Origin of the sequence: Chitinophaga sp. 30R24, from assembly GCF_049056765.1 — a bacterium.
Taxonomy (GTDB): Bacteria; Bacteroidota; Bacteroidia; order Chitinophagales; family Chitinophagaceae; genus Chitinophaga.
Window position 1 is genome coordinate 41,165 of sequence record NZ_JBJGXX010000011.1, and the last position, 21,910, is coordinate 63,074.

General features: G+C 47.0%; 17 protein-coding genes. 11 read left to right on the forward strand and 6 right to left on the reverse strand.

Annotation, left to right across the window (positions count from 1 at the left end):
* The 3 genes from ACDQ55_RS18120 to ACDQ55_RS18130 all read left to right on the forward strand — a co-directional run bounded on the left by ACDQ55_RS18120 (nucleotide 1) and on the right by ACDQ55_RS18130 (nucleotide 3,386).
* Nucleotides 1–579, forward strand: coding sequence for an acetyltransferase (locus ACDQ55_RS18120; RefSeq protein ID WP_420982883.1), 579 nt, complete (start codon nucleotides 1–3; stop codon nucleotides 577–579).
* 26 nt (nucleotides 580–605) lie between these two features.
* A complete protein-coding gene (locus ACDQ55_RS18125; protein WP_420982884.1) occupies nucleotides 606–1,739 on the forward strand; it encodes an aminotransferase class I/II-fold pyridoxal phosphate-dependent enzyme in 1,134 nt (377 codons plus the stop codon).
* A 72-nt stretch (nucleotides 1,740–1,811) separates the two neighbouring features.
* Entirely contained in the window at nucleotides 1,812–3,386 is a 1,575-nt protein-coding gene (locus ACDQ55_RS18130; protein ID WP_420982885.1) for a gliding motility-associated C-terminal domain-containing protein, read from the forward strand.
* Between the two features lie 6 nt (nucleotides 3,387–3,392).
* On the opposite strand, the gene ACDQ55_RS18135 is transcribed toward ACDQ55_RS18130, so the two are convergent.
* Nucleotides 3,393–4,145, reverse strand: coding sequence for a tyrosine-protein phosphatase (locus ACDQ55_RS18135; RefSeq protein WP_420982887.1), 753 nt, complete (start codon nucleotides 4,143–4,145; stop codon nucleotides 3,393–3,395).
* Nucleotides 4,146–4,184: 39 nt separating this feature from the next.
* A complete protein-coding gene (locus ACDQ55_RS18140; RefSeq protein WP_420982888.1) occupies nucleotides 4,185–4,658 on the reverse strand; it encodes a GAF domain-containing protein in 474 nt (157 codons plus the stop codon).
* A gap of 178 nt (nucleotides 4,659–4,836) precedes the next feature.
* Here ACDQ55_RS18140 and idi point away from each other — a divergent pair, with 178 nt between their 5' ends.
* Both idi and ACDQ55_RS18150 read left to right on the forward strand, forming a co-directional pair.
* Nucleotides 4,837–5,376: an isopentenyl-diphosphate Delta-isomerase gene (idi, locus tag ACDQ55_RS18145; RefSeq protein WP_420982889.1), complete on the forward strand. Its 540-nt coding sequence runs from the start codon at nucleotides 4,837–4,839 to the stop codon at nucleotides 5,374–5,376.
* 221 nt (nucleotides 5,377–5,597) lie between these two features.
* Nucleotides 5,598–6,575 carry a terpene synthase family protein gene (locus ACDQ55_RS18150; RefSeq protein ID WP_420982890.1) on the forward strand — a complete coding sequence of 326 codons (978 nt, stop codon included), beginning with the start codon at nucleotides 5,598–5,600 and terminating at the stop codon, nucleotides 6,573–6,575.
* A 14-nt stretch (nucleotides 6,576–6,589) separates the two neighbouring features.
* Here the strand turns inward: ACDQ55_RS18150 and ACDQ55_RS18155 are convergent, their stop codons facing one another.
* The gene (locus ACDQ55_RS18155) at nucleotides 6,590–7,621 is read right to left on the reverse strand and encodes a hypothetical protein (RefSeq protein WP_420982892.1); all 1,032 of its coding nucleotides are present in this window, start codon (nucleotides 7,619–7,621) and stop codon (nucleotides 6,590–6,592) included.
* Between the two features lie 9 nt (nucleotides 7,622–7,630).
* Entirely contained in the window at nucleotides 7,631–8,335 is a 705-nt protein-coding gene (locus tag ACDQ55_RS18160) for a TMEM175 family protein (protein WP_420982893.1), read from the reverse strand.
* Nucleotides 8,336–8,512: 177 nt separating this feature from the next.
* Here ACDQ55_RS18160 and ACDQ55_RS18165 point away from each other — a divergent pair, with 177 nt between their 5' ends.
* From ACDQ55_RS18165 to ACDQ55_RS18180, 4 genes are all read left to right on the forward strand, one after another.
* Nucleotides 8,513–9,859: a TolC family protein gene (locus tag ACDQ55_RS18165; RefSeq protein WP_420982895.1), complete on the forward strand. Its 1,347-nt coding sequence runs from the start codon at nucleotides 8,513–8,515 to the stop codon at nucleotides 9,857–9,859.
* A 77-nt stretch (nucleotides 9,860–9,936) separates the two neighbouring features.
* Complete coding sequence (locus tag ACDQ55_RS18170; RefSeq protein WP_420982896.1) at nucleotides 9,937–11,025, forward strand: efflux RND transporter periplasmic adaptor subunit; 1,089 nt, start codon at nucleotides 9,937–9,939, stop codon at nucleotides 11,023–11,025.
* Between the two features lie 21 nt (nucleotides 11,026–11,046).
* Nucleotides 11,047–14,223: an efflux RND transporter permease subunit gene (locus ACDQ55_RS18175; RefSeq protein ID WP_420982897.1), complete on the forward strand. Its 3,177-nt coding sequence runs from the start codon at nucleotides 11,047–11,049 to the stop codon at nucleotides 14,221–14,223.
* 17 nt (nucleotides 14,224–14,240) lie between these two features.
* Nucleotides 14,241–14,996, forward strand: coding sequence for a class I SAM-dependent methyltransferase (locus tag ACDQ55_RS18180; RefSeq protein ID WP_420982898.1), 756 nt, complete (start codon nucleotides 14,241–14,243; stop codon nucleotides 14,994–14,996).
* 81 nt (nucleotides 14,997–15,077) lie between these two features.
* On the opposite strand, the gene ACDQ55_RS18185 is transcribed toward ACDQ55_RS18180, so the two are convergent.
* Both ACDQ55_RS18185 and ACDQ55_RS18190 read right to left on the reverse strand, forming a co-directional pair.
* Entirely contained in the window at nucleotides 15,078–18,005 is a 2,928-nt protein-coding gene (locus ACDQ55_RS18185; protein WP_420982899.1) for an FAD-binding and (Fe-S)-binding domain-containing protein, read from the reverse strand.
* 85 nt (nucleotides 18,006–18,090) lie between these two features.
* A complete protein-coding gene (locus ACDQ55_RS18190) occupies nucleotides 18,091–18,984 on the reverse strand; it encodes a DUF72 domain-containing protein (RefSeq protein ID WP_420982900.1) in 894 nt (297 codons plus the stop codon).
* Between the two features lie 191 nt (nucleotides 18,985–19,175).
* On the opposite strand from ACDQ55_RS18190, the gene ACDQ55_RS18195 reads away from it, so the two are divergent.
* Nucleotides 19,176–20,591 carry a glycogen synthase gene (locus ACDQ55_RS18195; RefSeq protein WP_420982901.1) on the forward strand — a complete coding sequence of 472 codons (1,416 nt, stop codon included), beginning with the start codon at nucleotides 19,176–19,178 and terminating at the stop codon, nucleotides 20,589–20,591.
* 40 nt (nucleotides 20,592–20,631) lie between these two features.
* Nucleotides 20,632–21,903, forward strand: a complete 1,272-nt coding sequence (locus ACDQ55_RS18200; RefSeq protein ID WP_420982902.1) for a glucose-1-phosphate adenylyltransferase — start codon at nucleotides 20,632–20,634, stop codon at nucleotides 21,901–21,903.
* Nucleotides 21,904–21,910 lie beyond the last annotated feature (7 nt).

Consider the following 21,910-nt stretch of genomic DNA (forward strand, 5'->3'; position numbering starts at 1 on the left):
ATGTATTTATATGGCGCCAGTGGACATGCCAAAGTGATCATAGAAATCTTGCAGTCGCAGGGAATACTTGTGGAGGGCTTGTTCGACGACAATCCGGATATCAGGCAGTTATGGGAGTATGCCGTTACTGCTTTTGCCGATGTAGGCATACAGGAGATGATTGTTTCTATCGGTAATAATGCCATCAGAAAAAAAGTAGCAGCATCGCTGCCTGTTCTTTTTGGCCGCGCCCTGCACCAACGCGCTAATATTTCGCCTACGGCTACTATTGGCGCCGGTACGGTAGTGATGGCTGGCGCCACCCTGAACGCCGATGTTAACGTTGGCCGGCATTGTATCATTAATACCAATGCGTCAGTAGACCACGACTGTGTGTTGGAAGACTATGTGCATATCTCCCCTAATGCAGCCCTTTGTGGCAATGTAACTATAGGGGAAGGTGCACACATCGGCGCCGGCGCCGTGGTGATTCCCGGCGTTACCATTGGCAGATGGGCAGTAATCGGCGCCGGCGCAGTGGTTACTAGGGATATTCCTACCTATAGCACAGCCGTAGGCAATCCCGCACGTAAAAGATAATTATCATTTAGCAAAATAATACAACAATGAACACTAAAATATGGTTATCCTCTCCTCATATGGGAACCGCAGAATTTGAGTTTGTAAAAGAAGCTTTTGATACTAACTGGATTGCTCCATTAGGCCCGCATGTAGATGGCTTTGAGGAAGACCTGGCGGCTTTTACCGGAGTGGCTCAGGTAGCTGCTTTGTCATCTGGTACGGCTGCTTTGCACCTGGCCCTGGTGCTGGCCGGCGTAGGCCGGGGCGATGAAGTGATCTGCCAGAGCATGACTTTCTCCGCTTCTGCCAACCCAATTACTTATTTAGGCGCTACTCCTGTGTTTGTGGATAGTGAGCCAGAAACCTGGAACATGGACCCCCTATTGTTGGAACATGCGGTGAAAGACCGGCTGGCCAAAGGTAAAAAGCCCAAGGCTATTATCCCGGTACATTTGTACGGCATGCCCGCCCACATGGAAGAGATCATGGCAGTAGCTAACTATTATGATATCCCTGTTATTGAAGATGCAGCCGAAGCGCTCGGTTCCTTTTATAAACAACAGGCTTGTGGTAGCATTGGTAAAATGGGTATCCTTAGTTTCAATGGTAATAAAATTATTACCACCAGTGGTGGTGGCGCTTTAATTGGCGATAATACTGCGGATATACAGCAGGCGAGATTCCTGGCTACCCAGGCCCGGGATGCGGCACCTCATTATCAGCATAGCCATATTGGTTATAACTACAGGATGAGCAATGTATGTGCAGGCATTGGCCGTGGCCAGATGTTGGTATTGAAAGACCGCATAGCTAAAAGGCGGGATAATTTCCATTATTATCAGACCCAATTGTCTGCCCTGCCCGGTGTAAGCTTTTTGCAAGAGCCCAGAGGCTTTTTTAGTAACCGTTGGTTATCTACTGTATTGATAGATCCGGTGCTTAGCAAAGGTGTTAGCCGGGAAATGATCCGCTTGGCCCTGGAAAAAGAGAATATTGAGTCTAGGCCACTGTGGAAGCCAATGCATTTGCAGCCGGTATTTGAAGGGGCGCCCGCTTATCTCAATGGCGTATCAGCAACTTTATTCAAAAATGGCCTGTGTCTGCCCAGTGGCTCCAATCTTGCTATCACAGCGTTAGAACGAACGGTAAACATGATTAAACAATTATTTGAAAAATAATCCTGCGGCGGGTAAAGAGGCAAGGCACACCGCTTTCTTTGCCCGTGAGTAGGTCTCGAAAATTTACTATCCATGAAACCACTGCTGTACAAATATATACGGTTAGTATCGGGTGTGTGTCATCTTGCAGCAGTCCTGTTCTGTATTATTAGCTCCTGTTATTCCCTTACCGCACAGGATATTATGTTGAAGAATCCTTCCCTGGAAGGCATACCCGGACAAGGGAATGTGCCTTCTTCCTGGCGGGGGAGGAATACGCCAGACATACAACCAGGGGTGTTGAATATTATACAGCCGCCTTCAGATGGCGCCACCTATATCGGTTTGCATAGCGGTCCTTCCTGGCCGGAGTCGATTAGCCAGGAGTTGCCTTTGTTGGAAGGACGCAGTTATACGATGTCGCTAGACCTTGCTTATGCACCTACCTATGCTTTCCAGGCCTGTTATGCGAACCTTACTATTTATGGCGGTAATACGCCCAGCGATACCACTGAAAGATTATGGTCGTCGGGATTATTTTATCATACGAATTGGAAACGCTACACCTTTGTGTTCCAGCCTTCGCATTCCTGGAAATATCTTACCCTGATGGCCGATGCAACAGTTCCTTGTGATAAAAGCATTTATGGCGCCGCGTTGCTTGTTGATCATTTATCGGAAAGTTTGCGTGAAACACCGCAGCTGAAACTAACGTTGAAGCATACCTGTAAAGGTGATAGTACCGGGGACGCGTTGGTGAAAGTGGAAGGCGTTACCCAGCGTTGTTCTATCCGATGGAGCCCTGGAGGTGATACTACCAATCATCTTACCAAACTGCCTGCCGGCGACTATACGGTAACAGTTACCCATCCTAACGGTACCAGCGTTACCGCCAGCGTAACCATTATTGGCTGGGAGGTGAAAAGCAATGTGGTGGTAACGCCATCCCCCTGTTATGGTGATGATGATAATACGATTACGTTATCAACCAGTGGTGGAACGCCTCCTTACCGTTATTATTTGAGTGGTACTCACGGAGGAACCTATACGCCGGTATTTAAAGCGCTGAAGCCGGGCAATTATAGTATGTTGGTAAAAGATGAAGAAGGGTGCCAGGAACAACTGGCACGCATACCCGTAGTAGAGCCGGGTCCGGTGGTAATTACAGATGTACGTACAAAAGATGTGAGCTGCAATACTACCATGGATGGAAAGATCCAGTTGGAAGTGAGTGGTGGTACCCGTCCGTATGCCTATAGCCTGGATAATGCTGGCTGGCAAACAGATAGCGTTTGGAGCGGACTGAATCAGGGCGTTTTTTATTTTCAGGTGCAAGACGCGCATCATTGCAGTACTGGCGGCAGCCAGGAAATTATCCGGAATATGCGGGAATGTGCCGTATTTGTGCCCACTGCTTTTACGCCCAACAATGATGGGAAAAATGATTTTTTCCATGCTATTGTATATGATGATGTGCATCATTTCCAGATGCAGGTATACAACCGCTGGGGAAAATTGGTGTTCAGCACTACTGATCCCGCTGGCATGTGGAACGGAGAACAGCGGGGGCAATTATTACCGGCCGGCGCATATATATGGGTGCTCACCTATACGGATAGTAAGCAACAGGCGAGGAAACAAACGGGTACAGTGATATTGGTAAGGTGATAGTGATCAGCTGCCAGCCATTAGCTGCCTGTTCAGCAGCTTTGCCGCTTCCAACCGGCACCGGAGCTTCGTATTGGCGGCGATGCCGGCAATGGCTTTCAGATGCCTTTCGTGATGAAGATCTGTACCTATCAGTGTAACAAGACCTGCTGCCAATAATTTTTCTGCCACTTGCTGTACCTGCTTGCCATAATAACCGGTAAACGACAGCAGGTTTACCTGTAATATGCATCCCAGTTGCTGTAGCTGCCGGTATTGTTGTATGTCTGTATGATAATAAGCATAGCGTTCCGGGTGTGCCAGCACCGGCTGGTACCCCGCCGCCTGGAGCTCGAACAGCCATTGGTGTAATTGGGGAGGAGCAGACATGAAGGAGATTTCCACCAATACCATATTACCGGCAATGGTGAGCAGGGGTTGCTGCAATAGCGGTACAAACTGCTCATCCAGGTAATATTCTGCTGCAAAGCGGAAGGGGAGGGTAAGCGCTTGGGCAACCAGCAGAGGCAACACTGTTTCGTGGGAGGACTGGATTATCGCGGCGGTATTGGGATAGCGGTCCATCATGATATGAGGCGTAGTAATAATGTTTTTGATGCCCATATGTTGTAGTTGCGCTATGAAATGAACCGCCGTTTCCGCATCCGGCACGCCGTCATCTACACCGGGTATAAGATGGGAGTGAATATCTGTTTCCATAAATGCCAGCAGGGCTGCTGGTAATGTAGGTGTTTCGTGTCGTTTGCGGAAAAAGAGCATATAGATTTTTCAAGAAAGCGATGATGAAAATTTGTGGTGCTATATCATAATCAGTGCCACAATTTCTTCCAGGAAACGTTGATCAGTTTCATCGAAATGGGAAAGTTGTTCACTGTCTACATCCAGGATCGCTTTTACTTCTCCTTCGCGGATCAATGGTACTACTATTTCCGATCTGGAAAGGCTGCTACAGGCAATATGGCCGGGAAAAGCGTCTACGTCCGGTACAATCAATGTAGCGGACTGAGCCCAACTGGTACCACATACTCCCTTACCCTTACGGATACGTGTACACGCTACCGGACCCTGGAAAGGTCCCAGCACTAATTCTTCTCCTTTTACAATGTAAAATCCTACCCATAGCCATCCGAATTGTTCTTTGAGAGCGCCGGCTACATTGGCTAGATTAGCCACCAGGTCTGGTTCTCCATCTAATAGTCCTTTTATTTGCGGTACCAGGGAGGCATATTGTGCTGCCTTATCGCCCTGGATGATATGTAAGTCTTCTGCCATATTAATTCTCTTTAATCCTACAAAATTCCGGAATTTTTATTTTATATTTACCATGTAACCGTTAAAGTCGTTATTGTTAACCGCTCAACCAATATTTATCCTGTATCAGTGTGGTTTTTTGGAGTTTTATCCATTTTCCCCTCTGCCAAAGGTTGAATTAAAATATCTTTGTTATACTATGAAATCACCAGATGTAATTTTAGTAAACGAACAAGATGAGGCGATCGGCACTATGGAAAAAATGGAAGCGCACCTGAAAGGAATGCTCCATCGGGCTTTTTCCATATTCATTGTTAATGATGCAGGTGAAATATTATTACAACGCAGGGCGTTGGAAAAATATCATTCTCCCGGATTATGGACCAACGCTTGTTGTAGCCATCCGTTTCCTGGTGAAACTGTTATTGCTGCTGCCCACAGGCGTTTACAGGAGGAGTTGGGCTTCGATTGTGAATTACACGAAATTTTTTCTTTTACTTATAGAACGGAATTTGATAATGGCTTAACCGAGCATGAGTTTGACCATGTATTGCTGGGTACCTATAATGGTAATATACATCCCGACTTGTCGGAAGTAAGTGATTACCGCTATTTATCTTCCGCACGCGTGCAGGAATTGATGATCTCAGATCCTGCCGCATTCACTTCCTGGTTTCATCTTGCATTACCTTTAGTATTGCAGCATATAGGAGTAGGAGTGGGTGCTAATAACATGTAATTTTATTTTTATGAAGAGATAGTATTGAGTTTTTCTATGCCAATTTTGCTGTTAACCGGTTTACACAAATAAATGACATAAATAAATACCCTGCCTGCTTTGCTGCGCTTGCGTGGTAAGTAGTGCTGTGTGCCCTAGCCTGCTGTTTTCTGCCGGGAGATCCCCGGCAACACCTATGCCTTTTATTACCCAAATTAGAAAACCATTAAACCCAGAGACACATGACTACTATTCAGTACCCTGCTATCAGGTACCCTTTCCCTTCCGGGATTAACCAACACGTAAATGAAGCCCAACAACACATTGCCGACTGGGTGAGAACTTATGGACTGTTGACCACCGAAAAAGCCTGGCTGCGCTTCGAAAAAGCGCGTTTTGCCTGGCTGGCTGCAAGAGCATTCCCTAATGCCGCTTTGCATGAACTTTGCATCATTGCCGACTTCAACACCTGGTTATTTATCCTCGATGATCAATGTGATGAAGCTGTTGTAGGCAGACAATCGGATTACCTGCGCAGTATGATGGCCGGCCTGATGGATATCCTGCACAATAACCGGCAGGTGACCATGGCCAATGGAGGCCCCCTGCCTGCTGCGCTGTGCAGCATCTGGGACCGTATGCGCGCCATCAGTACACCCGCCTGGCGTTTACGGTTTATCCGCAGCATGGACGATTATTTTACTTCCTGCATATGGGAAGCGGAAAACAGGGAAAAGGGCATAGTGCCCACCATAGAAGATTATGTACGTATGCGCCCCTATACCGGCGCTCTCCTGGCTGATATTGAAGCCATCGAGATTATTGAAAAGGTATACCTCCCGGAGGAAATTGTAGCGCACGCTCTGGTGCAACGCTTAATACAAGCCTGTAACAACATTGTATGCTGGTCTAACGACCTGTTTTCCTGTAACAAGGAGTCCCGGCAAGGTGATGTGCATAATCTCGTGCTGGTACTGCAGCATGCTCATCAATACACTTTGCAGGAGGCGGTGAATGAGGCGGCCCGTATGCACAACGAAGAAGTGACTATTTTCGCCACCCTGGAAAAATTACTCCCATTCAGGGGAGATGAAACAGACGCTGAGTTGTTACGTTATGTGGCTGTATTGCGTTCCTGGATCACCGGTAATTACGATTGGAGCGTAAAAGACACGGGTAGATACGGTATGGAGGTAAAAGACGTGGCCATTTGTAGTTGAGCGCTTTTCTGCGCTTAACTACTCCGCCGCATGCGCTTCTCTATGAGCCGGCCTGTCCACCAGAAAGACAATGCCAGTACGCCAAAGAAAAGCCCTTTGTTGGTGTGGTCCCACAGGTACTCAAAATAGCGTGTATACAGGTCCAGTAACAGGAACATTACTCCCAGGTCGCGGAGCAGGTCGTCTTTTATCCGGATGCCCAGCAGTAGTATACCTATGCATAATAGGGTATAAATCACCACCCATTGCAACAGGTGTATCTGCCGTAACTGTTGCCACTCGTCCCAGGTGCCGCAGTTGCCAAAAATGGAGATCATCCAGCCGGAAATAATAAATAACAACCATCCGCCACTCCAGGTAATGTCCTGCACGGGCGCATATACCCTACATTGGCGCAGTAGCCACCCCAGTAATACCAGCACGGTTCCGAGCAGGGCCATGCGGCAAGGTAGGTTCATGCCCAGAAAGTAGGGAACGTCTCCGGTGAAATAATAGGTCAGTTTTACGTAAGCCGGTATTAAACTAAGTAACATGGCTATCCATAGGAGGCGGGAACGCAACGTAATGCCCAATACACCGTAGCAAGCAGTGGCCAGCAGCCAGAAAATGCCGTAGTTGCCGTCTAGGTAACGTACGCTTTTTCCCAGATATACCACGCTCACGCCTATACTGAGCACCGGTAGCAACCAAAAAATCTCCCGGTTAAATGAAAATATTGGCTGGCGTTTATTCCTCCGCCAACCCTCATAACAAAGAAAAATGGTGAGCAAGGCAAACAAAAGGGCGATTACGCCATCTGTCAGCGAAAATTTCTTCCGGATAATTTCTATCCACTTTTCATCCAGTACCAACGACCCAAAAGCCATCAACGCACAGGAAACAGCGGCGATGAAAATATACAAAGTGAGGGTTTGCCAGTCGGAATTCACCACTTTGTAAGTTTTTTCCAATGCGCCGGCTTGTTCTGTGGTAATCAGCTTTTCCTGCTGCCAGCTATCTATGGCCCGGCGCAGTAGGGCGGCTTCCCTGTTGTCGAGTTCTAACATAGGCTGTTTTTAATGATGATGCTCCACTTTGTGTACCAGGCGAAGCGTATTACGTTTTTTTATCTTTAAACGGAAGTAGTTAAAAACGGCCAAGGCCGGAATAACACCGTAGCTGATACGTTGATACGCCGCATTTTCCGGGAATAGAAAGTAGGTCATTACAATGCAGGTGAAACCTGTGGCCATAGTAAGGAAACCATACTTGAATTGCTGATACAATAATTCTTTTTCTGTATGATGTCCTGCAATGGACAGGCCAGGATTTTTCTGGAAAACATAATAACTGATCCAAAATAATGCAGCCAGGCCCCCCGCCAGGTTACACAGGTAAATAAAAAAGGGCAGCATGAAATGCGCATTGGTATGCAGCACCGCCGATGTGGAAAAGGGAAATGATACAATGAAAAAAAGAAAGAAGAGGTTACGGCGTATCAAGCCATCGCTATAATTTTGCAGGAAACGGCATAAATGCAAGTGCCGTACCCAAAAAATCCCAATAAATATAAAACTGGCCGTAAAAGCTGTCCATTCCATCGCCACTGGTTGCAGTAATTCCCAATAGGCGCCGGCAGGCATTTTTTCCGGGATGGCCGGCAACTTGATTTCAATGATCAGTAAAGTAATGGCAATAGCAAATACCGTATCACTGAAAAGTACCAATCGCGCTAGCTCAAATTCACGATGAAACGGTTTGGGCTCTTTGATAACAGACATAGACATAGTTAACAATAGCTTTTTCCGAAAGATACGAAAATAGCTATTAGACTTAATGGTTGCCTTTTCAACCTTATTGGCCTTACAGGGAGGCGGAACGCCGATTGTTACCGCAACTTTTTTACCAGTTCATTGTTAAGTATTTATCAATCATCATATACTTTCAAAGTAATAAGTATGCATTGTCGTTATTTATTATTCACCATCCTATTATTTTCAGGTATAGCAACAGTGTACGGGCAAGTGGATACAACGCAACCGGGTACCTATGCTTTTAATCTGAACAATTGCATACAATACGGATTGGATCATCAGAACGATGTAGTAAATGCCCGTTTGGACATCAGGTTTTCCGTGGAGCAGGTGAAAGAGGCTACGGCTAAATTGTTTCCGCACGCAGAAATTGACGGTAGTTTTGCAGATAACCTCAAAATACCTGTTACGGTGATCCCGGATATTGCCAATGGGAACTATAACGAAAAAATTCCTGTGCAATTTGGTACTACGTTTGCCTCCGCCCTTAGCGGCCAGGTGAACCAGACTATTTTTAACAGCGATTACTTTGTAGGGCTCCAGGCTTCCCGGGTATACAAAGGCTTGGTCCAGAAAACGTACAAACGTACGGAAATAGATACCCGTGTAGCCATTATCAAAGCCTATTATTCGGTACTGGCCAGTGAAGAAAATATCCGCCTCTCAACAGCCAACATGGAGCAGTTAAAAAAGACATTGGAAGATACCAAAGCCCGTTATGAGGTAGGCGTGGCAGAGCGGGTAGACGTAGACCGGATACAGGTTTCCTATAATAATGTGATCACAGATCTTGAAAACCAGATCAGGTTGCTCGTATATGCTATGCAGTTGTTAAAGTTCCAGATGGGGATGCCTCAGGAAAGTAAGCTGGAGTTAACACAGAAGGTACAAGACCTTGATGCAGCCTCCTTTATTGCCGATACGGTAGATTACCGCGTGGAAGACCGCGTAGAATACGGTATACAAACTAACCAGATCATATTGGACAAGCTCGCCCTGAAAAGTAAAAAGATGGAGTACCTGCCATCTTTAAGTGCTTATATCAACTATGGCTGGAATTGGTACTCCGGAGGCCTGGCAGATTTGTATAAAGTGGGCTACGATGCCTCTACCTTTGGGCTCACCCTTTCATGGCCTCTTTTTACAGGTACAGAAAGGTTGCATCAGATCCGGGAAGATCAGATTACCGTACAAAAATCGAAAAATAACCTGGATTATCTCTCCCAACAGATCAAACTGGAAGTGGTCAATGCAAATACGTCTTATCTGAATTATAAGGCAAATTTTGTTACACAGAAAATAAATATGGGGCTTACCCAGGGAATATATGACCGGATTGTGCTCAAATTTGAACAGGGTGTGGCTACCAGCCTGGATGTTACCTCCGCAGAAAGCGATCTGAAAACGGCACAGGTAAACTACGTGCAGGCTTTGTTAAATACCTTGACCAGTAAAACAGATCTGGATAAAGCCATGGGCAAGATTAAATAAGTATCAGCATTTGTAATTCGCAATCAATTTCTCATATGTATCCAATCAATTTCAAGCGGACCTTATATGTGACAGGAATGATACTCTGTATAGCCTGTGGCAACAGCAAGAAACAAAAGGAACAGGCCGCTATGATGGCGCACATGAAACCTACCGTGGTAGCCGGAGAAGTAGTAGCCGGCTCCTACACTGTGGCAGAAAAGTTTCCGGGCACGCTCGTGGCACATGATGTAGTAGAATTACGGCCGGATGTGACCGGCTATCTAGAGGCTATCCGGGTGCCAGACGGAAGTAACGTAACCAAAGGACAGCCTTTATATGATATAGATAGAAGCCGGTATGTTGCCGCCTATGGTCAGGTAGCTGCTTCCCAGCAACAGGCGGAAGCCGACCTGGCGTTTAAACAACGTGATTACGACCGCTATAAATCCCTGCTGGATCATGACGCGATCTCCAAACAAACGGTAGACCAGGCCCATACCGCCTTACTTACCGCCCAGGCTAATGTGGCCGCCGCCAAAGCCTCTGTAGCCAGGGCTGGTACTGATGTAAGCCACGCGGTAGTGCGTGCCCCCGTTTCCGGTAAAATAGGCATCGTGGAAATTAAGGTAGGAGATATCGTTAACGCCGGGCAAACCCTTATTAATACCCTCGTTAATGAACATCCTATGTTTGCCGACATCGATATTCCGCAGAACCGCTTGCCGGAATTTATACGTATCCGCAAAGGGCAAACCGGCAATAAATTTTATATCCAGTTTGGTGATGGCTCCCGCTATGGGGAAGAAGGCAAAATCTTTACTATTAATAATATTGTAGACCCCCAGGCGGGCACTGTAAGGATACGCCTGGCGTTCCAGAATAAAGACGGCATGCTGAAATCCGGTATGAGCATCGTAGTAGTGATGCAATATGCTACACCAGCTTCCCAGATAGCGATCCCCGCAAAGGCAATTATCCAGAACTTATCCGAAAGTAGTGTATTTACGCTCTCTAAAGATAATGTAATAGGTGCAGCGACTATTGTACCTGGCCCCATTACAGACACCATGCAGCTGGTAGCCAGTGGTCTGAAAGCGGGCGACAGGATCGTGGTAGAAGGTACACAGCGTGTGAAACCCGGTGATACTGTGAATGTTGCAGGAGCGGGAGCAGCTAAACATTAAATCTAAAATTACAAGCACCGTATGATCTCAAAAACATTTATAGAGCGTAAGAATACCACGATCGTAGTGGCTATTATTATTGTGATTGTAGGGCTCATCTGTATGTTTAATCTGCCTATTGCGCAGTTGCCGGATATTGTGCCGCCGGTAACAGACGTAAAAGCCAATTATGTGGGTGCTAACTCCACAACGGTAGAAGAAACGGTAACCACTCCCATAGAAAACCAGGTAAATGGTACGCCAGGCGCCATGTACATACAGTCGGTAAGCGCCAATGATGGTTCTATGGATATTACCGTAACCTTTAAATTAGGCACCGATCCTGATATCTCTACACTTGATGTACAAAACCGCGTAAGCCTGGCTTTACCCAGCACCCCAGATGAAGTGCGGAGGGTAGGGGTAACCGTTAAGAAACGCTCTAACGACCTTTTGATGTTAGTGGCCCTGAATTCTCCCAGAGGCACCCACTCCCGTGAGTTTCTGGATAACTACCTCAATATTTATCTTAAACCTGAGCTGTCGCGTATCTTTGGGGTGGGAGACGTAACCCCCTTTTCCCAGGACTATAGTATGCGCATCTGGTTGAACCCCGATAAAATGGCCGCGCTGGGGCTTACGGCAGGGGATGTGGCCAATGCTGTCCTCGAACAGAACCAGCAAGTGCCTGCAGGTAGTATTGGCGCTCCTCCTATGGGCAATATGCAGGCGTTTGAATATACTGTTAGCGTAAAAGGACGTTTAGCCACTTCCGAAGAGTTCGGAAATATTGTGGTGGCCAAAAGCAGTAACGGAAGCTTGATCCGGTTAAAGGATGTGGCCCGCGTGAACCTCGGCTCTTTTGCTTATTCTGTTGAAGTAAATGCAGATGCCAAAACCGGTACGGGTATGGGTATCTACCTGTCGCCGGGTGCCAATGCGCTGAACGTAAACGACGCCGTAATGGCAAAAATGAAGGAAATGGCCAAAACCTTCCCCGATGATGTGAACTGGCTGGTGCCCTTTGAGTCTACCTCTTTTGTGAGGATCTCTATCGAAGAAGTAATAGAAACTTTTCTGGAAGCCATGGTGCTGGTAATTATTGTGGTGTTTGTGTTCCTGCAGAACTGGCGTGCTACTATTATTCCTATCCTGGTTATTCCTATATCCCTCATTGGAACCTTTATTTTCTTCCAGTTGCTGGGTTTTTCAATTAACACCCTTACCCTGTTTGGGTTTGTATTGGCAATTGGTATTGTGGTGGATGATGCTATTGTGGTGGTAGAGGCAGTGCAGCACCATATCGACGCGGATCTGATGTCGCCACGGGAGGCCACTTACAAGGCCATGTCGGAGGTACAGGGACCGGTAATTGCTATTGCGCTTATTCTGGCAGCAGTATTTGTGCCGGTAGCCTTTATTCCCGGTGTAAGCGGACGCCTGTACCAACAGTTCGCGTTAACGATTGCCTTTTCTGTATTATTATCTGCCTTCCTGGCCCTCACGTTTACGCCTGCACTAACTTCCGTATTGCTAAAACCCGCCTTGCATCAGGAGCGTAGAAGGGGCCTGTTGGATAGGGCCTTTAATAAGTTTAACGAATACTTCTCCCGGTTTACCAATGGCTATGGCAATCTGGTACGGCATTCTATCCGCTTAACCCCGTTGATCCTGGTGGTGATGTTGATTATTTTTGCATTGGCGTTTTACTTATTTAAAAAAACGCCAACTACTTTTGTACCACAGGAAGACATGGGCTCTATGTTCCTGGCCCTGGAGTTGCCTGAAGCGGCTTCTACAGAGCGAACGAAGGAGGTGCTGGGGGAAGTTAACCAGATCTTACTGAAAGACCCTGCAGTACTGCATTTCTTTGGTGTCAGCGGTTTTAACTTCGTAGCCAACGCTACCAAACCTAACTCAGGAACCTTTTTCGTAGGGCTCAAACCCTGGGATGAACGATATGCCCATGGCGACGACATGAACACGGTGGCAGCCCGTATAACCCAGGCTACCAGCAAAATTGTAGGCGCCAATATTGTTGTGATCCCTTCTCCTACACTCCGTGGGTTAGGTAATACCGGCGGTTTCTCTTTTATGCTTGAACAACGCAGCAACCCGGACATCAACCAGTTTTTGCAGGTAATGGGGGCATTTCTCGCAGCAGCCAACCAGCGCCCGGAAATTGCCAGGGCTTACGCCTTTTTCAGCGCCAATACTCCGCAATTTAACCTGGATGTAGACCGTGATAAATGTAAACAATTAGGGGTAGCCGTGGGTGATGTGTTTAGTGCGTTACAAACTTTTCTGGGTGGTTATTATGTGAATGACTTCACCCGGTTTAGCCGCAGCTTTCGTGTGGTATTGCAGGCAGACTCCCTTTACCGTACCAGCATCAACAGCCTGAACACTTATTATGTACGGAATAGTGCAGGCGGCATGGTGCCGCTCAGCGCATTAATCACCACCAAGCCTGGCGTTGGTGCACCGGTAATTAACCACTTTAACCTGTATCGTTCCGTGGAAATAGATGGCGATAGTAAAAAGGGCTATAGTAGTGGTGATGCCATCAATGCGCTGCAAGAAGTGGCTGCCAAGGTGTTGCCGGAAAATTTTAGCTATGAATGGGCCAACGTATCCCTGCAGGAAATTGAAGCAGGTAATAAAAGCGTGATGATCTTTGTTTTGTCTATCCTCTTTGTATTCCTGCTGCTTACTGCCTTGTACGAGAGTTGGTCGGTGCCATTCTCCGTATTGTTGGCGGTGCCTATTGCCTTATTTGGCTCCATCCTCGCACTCACGCTGAGCAAACAAGCAAACAGCGTATACTCACAGATCGGGTTGATCACCCTCATCGGGCTGGCGGCAAAAAATGCTATCCTGATTGTGGAATTCTGTAAAGAACGTGTAGACAGGGGGATGCCTTTGCTGGATGCTACCCTGGAAGCGGTAAAGTTACGTTTGCGTCCTATCCTGATGACCTCTTTTGCTTTCATATTGGGCGTAATGCCTTTGTGCGTTGCCAAAGGCGCCGGCGCAGCTTCCCGTATAAATATAGGCTTCACCGTAGTAGGTGGTATGCTGGCAGCTACTATATTGGGTATTTTTACCGTACCCGTTTTGTATGTGCTGATTACCAAATATGCCTATGGTAAAAAGAAGCTCGCCGAACTCGAAGCGTATGGTAATGAAGAGAAGAAGCCTAAGGGACTGGGAGAATAATGCTATCTTCAAGAGTTATGAAAAATACAGAACGTTTCAGCACCAAAGCAGAAAATTACGTCAAATACCGGCCACAGTACCCTGCGGCCGTTATTCCTTTTCTGGTGAGTGCCATTGGTCTTTCCCGGGATACCGTGGTAGCAGACATTGGCGCCGGAACAGGCATTTCCGCACAGCCTTTCCTGGACAATGGTAATAAAGTGTACGCCGTAGAACCCAACCCGGAAATGATGGCTATGGCCGAAGCATGGCTGCATGGCCGTCCTGGATTTATTCCGATACCCGGTACTGCGGAAGCTACCACTTTGCCCGATGCTGCTGTGAACTTGATTGTGGCGGCCACTGCGTTCCATTGGTTTAGCCATGAAGCAGCGCTCAAAGAATTCCGGCGCATTGCCAGGGAAAATACTTATATGGTATTGATGTGGAATATACGCCGGTCGGAACTGCCATTCGAAAAAGAATACGAAGCCCTGCTACTGCAGTATGGCAATGATTATAAAGATATGCAACACCGGAATGTAGGCACCGATCGCTTATCTGCTTTGTTCCTGCCCGGTACTTTCCAGGAAAAATCTTTCCAGAATGCCCAGATATTCGACTTCCAGGCCTTCAAAGGCCGCTTGTTGTCTTCTTCTTATGTGCCGGAAATGGGAGCGCCTAATTATGAACCGATGATACAGGCGTTGCAAAAACTGTTCGAACAATACCAGGAACAGGGTATGGTAAGGTTTCATTATGAAACCAAATTGTATATAGGCAAAATTAAATGAAGATATTGAGCATCGCGTAAAAGCAGGGTTGTCACTACCCAATAGAGGCGAGCCCTATTGGGTAAGTCCCGGAAAAATCGTTTATACCAGACTGTTATACAGTATTTCTATGGGGTGTAATGCCTTTACCCCGGTACCATCTTTTACCTGATGGCGGCAACTGGTGCCAGGTGCCGCTATGATAGTACCTTCAGCAGCCTTGCGTATAGCCGGGAAAAGCACCATTTCACCGATTTGCATACTCAGATCGTAATGTTCTTTTTCATATCCGAAAGAACCGGCCATGCCGCAGCATCCGGAAGGGATCACCTCTACCGTATAGCCGTTGGGGAGAGACAGTATCTTTTTGCTGTGGAGCACAGAAGACAAGGCTTTTTGCTGGCAGTGTCCGTGCAGTTTAATATGTTGTTGCCTAGCAGAAAACTGTACCGCCGTAATATGGCCTTTGTCTGTTTCTGCAGCGAGGAACTCGTCTATAAGAAATACATGGCTGGCCAGCGTTTTTGCTTTGCTGCGTAATTGATCCCCTACCAGGTCTGGGTATTCATCCCGGAAGCTGAGTATGGCAGAAGGTTCTATGCCGAGCAGTGGCGCATTTTCATTGATAACGCCACTGAATATACGTACATTTTTTTCTGCGTATTCGCGCGCTTTGCGCAACAAGCCCTTCGACATATACGCGCGGGCGCTTTCCGGGTGCTCGGCCATGTGCACATCATATCCTAAGCGGTGCAACAGTTTTACGGCTTTGATACCAATAGCGGTATCGTTATAATTGGTGAATTCGTCGCAGAAGAGGTATACTTTTTTATTGCCGGTTGGCCCTTGCTTTTCTTTAGGCCATTTTTCGTTGAACCATTTACGTAAGGTAATATGATACAGGCCGGGCAGGGAACGTTTGGTTGCAAAGCCGGAGAGCTTGCGGATTACGCCGCCTGCAATGGAGCTGTTGATCATGGCATTGTAAACGCCAGGTGCTATGGCTGCCAGGGCAGAGAGTTTGGTGTAGTTTCCGATCATATTGGCCCGGAGGGGAACGCCATTGGCATCATAATAATGTTGCAGGAATTCCATTTTCAGCTTAGCCATGTCTACATTGGAAGGGCATTCGGATTTGCAGCCCTTGCAAGCAAGGCAAAGGTCTAGTACTTCGTAAATCTCTTTGTGGTTGAAGCGGTTTTCCTTTGGACTATGGGTCAGGAATTCGCGTAGGATATTGGCCCTGGCGCGGGTAGTATCTTTTTCGTTGCGGGTAGCCATGTAGCTGGGGCACATGGTGCCGCCGCTTAGTTGTGTTTTACGGCAATCGCCGGAACCGTTGCATTGTTCGGCGTGTTGGAGGATGGTTTGATGTGGGAAATGGAAAATGGTTTGGATGGGTGGCACCTGCTGCCCTGGTTCGTAGCGCAACATGCTGTTCATAGACGGTGTGTCTACGATTTTGTTAGGATTAAATATATTTTCCGGGTCCCAGGTATATTTGATCTGGCGTAGCAGTTCATAGTTTTTTGCACCTACCATTTGTTTGATGAATTCACCACGAAGTCTTCCATCGCCATGTTCTCCGCTGAGGGAGCCCTGGTATTTTTTTACCAGTGTAGCTATTTCTTCAGCAATTTTCCGGAACAGGAGATTACCTTCTGCCGTTTTCAGGTTGATGATTGGACGAAGGTGTATTTCTCCGCTGCCGGCGTGTGCGTAGTGTACGGCATATAGTTGATATTGTTGCAGGATGTGGTTGAAATCCCGGATAAAATCGGGGAGGTCTTCCACTGCTACGGCAGTATCTTCTATTACGGGTACAGCTTTTTCATCGCCGGGCAGGTTGCTGAGGAGGCCCAGTCCGGCTTTACGGAGTGCCCATATCTTTTTGGTATCCTCTCCGAACAGTAATGGAAAATGATAACCCAGTCCGGCTGAACGGAGCGTGGCCTCTAGCTGGCCGGTAATTTCGGTGATCTCTTCCCGGGTATTGCGGCAAAATTCTACTACCAGGATAGCGCCTGGATCTCCTTGTACAAAGAAGCGGTTTTTGCTTTGTTCTATATTGTCTTTTGTGCACTCCAGGATGTAGTGGTCGATCAGTTCACTGGCGCTGGGTGCATATTCCATGGCCAGGATATTGGCGCGTAATGATTCGTCTACATTGTGGAAATGTATGCAAAGTAACCCGGTTTCCTTAGGAGGAAGCGGATCTATATGCAGTTTTATTTCGGTAAGAAAGGCGAGTGTGCCTTCTGATCCGGCAATTAGTTTACAGAAGTTGAAGTTTTCGGTGCCGGCAGTGAAAGGGTTAGTTTCCAGCAGCATATCTACAGCATAACCGGTATTGCGGCGGGGAATGCTTTTCTTTGGAAATTCCTTTCTGATTTCTTCCTGGTTGGCGTAGTTGCCTAGTATGTTGCGGATCTGTTGGTAGAGGCGTGTTTCCAGGGTATCGGGCCCTTCGCATTTCTGGTGAAAGGTATCTGCATCTATGCTATCGAAGGTCACTTCTTCCCCGTTGCTCAGGAGTGCTTTTACTGCCAGGAGATGCTCGCGGGTACTGCCGTATACCACGGAGTTGGAGCCACAGGAGTTATTGCCTACCATCCCGCCAATCATGGCGCGGTTGGCGGTAGATGTTTCCGGACCAAAGTAGAAACCATGGGGGTGCAGGAACATATTGAGCTCGTCGCGGATAACGCCGGGTTGTACCCGTACCCAACCTTCTTCTTTATTCAATTCCAGTATCCTGGTGAAAGTGCGGGATACGTCTGTAATGATACCGTTGCCCACTACTTGCCCGGCGAGGGAAGTACCGGCAGTGCGGGGAATCAGGGATGTTTTATTTTCACGCGCAAAGCTGATCAGTGTTTTAAGATCGTCGATATGTTGAGGAATAGCTACTGCCAGAGGCATTTCACGGTATGCCGAGGCATCGGTGGCATAAAGTGTTCGCATGGTATCATCTGTATAAAGCCTGCCTTCCAGTTTATTGGCCAATTGCTCTAGCTTATCGCGCATCATAGTTTAAGTACCGGTTTTGAAAGGGCGAAAATAATATTTCAGTCTGTCTTTTTCACCCCTTGTAATCTATTCGTAAAAAATGGTATTATTCTTTTATGAATTGAGGTTTTTTTATATGCAGGCCGCAAACGGCTTCCAGTTTATCTGCTAGGTACACGGTAAGCTCAGGGGAGGTGGCCTCGTTGTGCATATGCATGAAAAAATAGACTTCTTGTAAACCTTTATCCAGCCAGTATCTGATACGGTTGGTCCAGTCGTCGATCCGCGTGTAGTCGGTAGGGTGAAGGCTGTTGCCTACAAACCGGATAAATATTTTGGGCACGGTGAGGTGCATGTGGGCTACGTCCCTTCTGCCGGCTGTATCGGTGATAACGGCGCCTACCTTGAGCTCCCGTAATTTTTCGAATAATTCTATACGAATGGCTTCATCCTCAAACCATTGTGGGTGGCGCACTTCCAGAAAAAATTGCAGGTCCAGGGGTAGGGAAGCCAAGTATTCGTATAGGTATGCCCGTTTGGCCGGACCAAATTTATCACTTAATTGTAAAAAGATGGGTCCGAGGTGCTGGCCGAAAGCCAACACACCTTCCAGGAAGGCAGTAGTTCGATCACCGGCATTTACCAGGTTGCTGAAATGGCTGATGCTTTGCGGCACTTTCGGACAAAATTTAAAGTCTTGTCCCTGGGCCTGCGCATCCCATTTGGCAATGGTATCCGGGCCATAGATGCGGTAATGGGTAGCATTCAGTTCTATACTGTTGTAATGATGTATGTATTCCCGCAGAAAGTCGGCCTCACGGGTGCCTTTTGGATATATTTTTCCTATCCATTCTTTTCTGCCCCATTTAGCACAGCCCACGTAAACAAGTGGCTGTTTCTCCCGTTTACCATTCAGCACCTTTTTATTGTATATAGGTTCAGCAGGTAATTTGAAATCGATGTCCGGTAATTCATCCGGTGGAACACGGCCAAAATCCATAGTAGCAACTAGCTTTTAGCGGCCAGCAGTAAGATAAACACACTATGCTGCTCAAAAGTTGAGTGGTAATTTTTACCTGTTAGCGGTTGGTTGCAGCCGTTTGTTGGAGAGCGTTAAAAATTATTTTCCGGTCCAGCCATTGTTTTCTTATTTTTCCAGACTAACTTAATAAAGATTATCAATTATTTAGCATGGAGATTTTACACGTTAGCGCGGAATGTTACCCGGTAGCCAAGGTAGGGGGACTAGGCGATGTAGTGGGCGCATTGCCCAAATATCAGCAACAGGCAGGGAATTTTGTAAAGGTAGTGGTGCCTGCTTACCGGACCCGGTACTACGAAACCCACGAATTTGATGTGGTGCACCAGGCCGGCATGTGGATGGGGCACAACTGGTACCACTTCAATGTATTAAAGGAGCGCAGCAATGAGTTGGGATTTGACCTATACCTGGTAGATATTCCCGGCTTGCTCGATACTCCTGGCGTTTATGGTTATCCCAACGATATAGAACGTTTCCTGGGTTTTCAGATTGCCGTACTAGACTGGATTAATGAATGGCAACATCAGCCGGATGTGATCCATTGCCACGATCATCACACCGGATTAATTCCTTTCTTGCTCAGTTATGGTTACAAATATGCCCGGCTGAAAGAGATTCCTTCTGTGATGACCATTCACAACGCACAGTACCAGGGACAGTTTGGTTGGGATAAACTTTATCTGATTCCATCGTTCGACTTGTGGAAGTCGGGTTTGCTTGATTGGGGTGGGGCTATTAATCCCCTGGCTGCTGCTATTAAATGCGCCTGGCGGGTAACCACTGTATCTCCCGGTTATCTCGAAGAATTATTTACCAACGCCAATGGGCTGGAGTGGCTGATTAGCCATGAAAGAGGTAAAATGGTTGGTATCCTTAATGGAATAGATAATGTGGTATGGGACCCTTCTTCCGATTATATGCTGGCGCTCAATTATGACACGGCTACGGTAGTGGAGGGCAAGCATGAAAATAAGCAACAGCTCTGCGAGCGCTTTGGCCTCGATGCTTCTTTGCCATTGGTTTCTTTTATCGGGCGTTTGGTAGGCGATAAGGGCGCTGATCTGCTGCCGGAAATCATAGGCCGTTCTTTGGCGGAATTACCCGGTGAAGTGAACTTCCTCGTTCTGGGGAGTGGAGAGCCACACATAGAGTGGGCTCTGCAACAAACGCGTCATTTAGTAAGCTTTGGCTTTAATGTACATATCGGATACGACGAGTCATTATCGCATCAGATCTATGCAGGCAGCGATTTTCTGCTGATGCCGTCGCGGGTGGAACCCTGCGGGCTTAATCAGATGTACGCCCTGCGTTACGGTACCGTACCTATTGTAAGAAGCACTGGCGGTCTTAAAGATACGGTGATCGACTTCGGTGATCAAGATGGCGTGGGTATACGTTTTATTCAGCCCAGCGTATGGGATGTATGCAATTCCGTAAAGCGGGCCATAGCGTTATACGGCGACCATCATCATCTGGAGGAAGTACGTTTACGCGGCATGAACATAGACCATTCCTGGAATAGCTCGGCACAGCGTTACCTGGAAATGTACCGCAGTACGAAATAGCCCGAAAATTGAATGATGACTTCTAAAACCAATTCCCATTATGACTAACGATGTAATGTCCATTATTCTCGGAGGAGGGGCCGGAACCCGCCTGTATCCGCTTACCCGCCGCCGCTCTAAGCCTGCGGTGCCTTTGGCCGGTAAATACAGACTGGTGGATATTCCTATCTCCAATTGTTTGAATGCCGACTTAAACCGGATATTTGTTTTAACCCAGTTTAATTCGGCCTCCCTGAACAAGCATATCAAAAACACTTATCATTTCAGCAACTTTGACAAGGGATTTGTAGATATCCTGGCGGCAGAGCAAACACCTGAAAATCCTACCTGGTATCAAGGTACGGCAGACGCAGTCCGGCAATGTATCCACCACATGGAGAACTTCGACTTTGAATACGTGCTCATCTTATCGGGCGACCAGTTGTACCAGATGGATTTTAAAAAGATGATCCGCCATCACATGGAGAAAGGAGCGGAGATCTCTATTGCTACTATCCCGGTAAGTGCAAAGGATGCCTCTGATTTTGGCATCCTGAAACAAGACGAACTGGGTGCTATCGCGTCTTTTACCGAAAAACCATCCCAGGCGGTATTGCCTCCTTGGGCTTCAGAAGTAAGTGAAGAGATGCAGAAAGAGGGGCGTATTTACCTGGCCAGTATGGGGATCTATATCTTTAACCGGCAGGTACTGTTCGATATGCTGAACGAACAGCCAGATGCGGCCGATTTTGGGAAACAGCTCATCCCGCATGCTATTGAAATGAAACGGCGCATTTTCAGTTATCAATACGAAGGCTACTGGACAGATATTGGAAATATCCAGTCTTTCTTTGAAGCGAATATTGGTTTAACAGATGATATTCCGCAATTTAATCTGTTTGATGAGTCTAAAACCATCTACTCCCGTGCCCGTATGCTCCCCCCGGCAAAAATTTCCGGTACCATGGAGAAAACAATGATAGCCGATGGTTGTATTATAATGGCGAACCGGTTGGAAAGGGTAGTGGTAGGAATACGCACCCGCATCGGAAAGGGCTCGGAAATCAGTAACTCCTATATTATGGGCAGCGACTATTACCAAACTCTCGAAGATATCGAGAAAGCCAAGCTCCAGGGACACCCGCCTATCGGTATTGGTGAAAACTGCATGATCAATAATGCTATTATCGATAAAAACTGTAGTATTGGAAATGGCGTACATATAAACGGAGGTAAGCACCTGGCGGATGGCGATTTTGAAAAATATACAGTGAAAGACGGCATTGTTGTTGTAAAAAAGGGTAGTGTCCTGGAAGACGGATTCAGTATATAACAAAACG

Bases quoted from the DNA above. Each gene is read 5' to 3' on its own strand.
- ACDQ55_RS18135 (WP_420982887.1), bottom strand. From the start codon at position 4,145: ATGCTCTTTTTCCGCAAACGACACGAAACACCTACATTACCAGCAGCC.
- ACDQ55_RS18170 (WP_420982896.1), top strand. From the start codon at position 9,937: ATGATACTCTGTATAGCCTGTGGCAACAGCAAGAAACAAAAGGAACAG.
- ACDQ55_RS18200 (WP_420982902.1), top strand. From the start codon at position 20,632: ATGACTAACGATGTAATGTCCATTATTCTCGGAGGAGGGGCCGGAACC.
- ACDQ55_RS18140 (WP_420982888.1), bottom strand. From the start codon at position 4,658: ATGGCAGAAGACTTACATATCATCCAGGGCGATAAGGCAGCACAATAT.
- ACDQ55_RS18160 (WP_420982893.1), bottom strand. From the start codon at position 8,335: ATGTCTGTTATCAAAGAGCCCAAACCGTTTCATCGTGAATTTGAGCTA.
- ACDQ55_RS18125 (WP_420982884.1), top strand. From the start codon at position 606: ATGAACACTAAAATATGGTTATCCTCTCCTCATATGGGAACCGCAGAA.
- ACDQ55_RS18180 (WP_420982898.1), top strand. From the start codon at position 14,241: ATGAAAAATACAGAACGTTTCAGCACCAAAGCAGAAAATTACGTCAAA.
- ACDQ55_RS18185 (WP_420982899.1), bottom strand. From the start codon at position 18,005: ATGATGCGCGATAAGCTAGAGCAATTGGCCAATAAACTGGAAGGCAGG.
- ACDQ55_RS18150 (WP_420982890.1), top strand. From the start codon at position 5,598: ATGACTACTATTCAGTACCCTGCTATCAGGTACCCTTTCCCTTCCGGG.
- ACDQ55_RS18165 (WP_420982895.1), top strand. From the start codon at position 8,513: ATGCATTGTCGTTATTTATTATTCACCATCCTATTATTTTCAGGTATA.
- ACDQ55_RS18175 (WP_420982897.1), top strand. From the start codon at position 11,047: ATGATCTCAAAAACATTTATAGAGCGTAAGAATACCACGATCGTAGTG.
- ACDQ55_RS18195 (WP_420982901.1), top strand. From the start codon at position 19,176: ATGGAGATTTTACACGTTAGCGCGGAATGTTACCCGGTAGCCAAGGTA.
- ACDQ55_RS18155 (WP_420982892.1), bottom strand. From the start codon at position 7,621: ATGTTAGAACTCGACAACAGGGAAGCCGCCCTACTGCGCCGGGCCATA.
- ACDQ55_RS18130 (WP_420982885.1), top strand. From the start codon at position 1,812: ATGAAACCACTGCTGTACAAATATATACGGTTAGTATCGGGTGTGTGT.
- idi (WP_420982889.1), top strand. From the start codon at position 4,837: ATGAAATCACCAGATGTAATTTTAGTAAACGAACAAGATGAGGCGATC.
- ACDQ55_RS18120 (WP_420982883.1), top strand. From the start codon at position 1: ATGTATTTATATGGCGCCAGTGGACATGCCAAAGTGATCATAGAAATC.
- ACDQ55_RS18190 (WP_420982900.1), bottom strand. From the start codon at position 18,984: ATGGATTTTGGCCGTGTTCCACCGGATGAATTACCGGACATCGATTTC.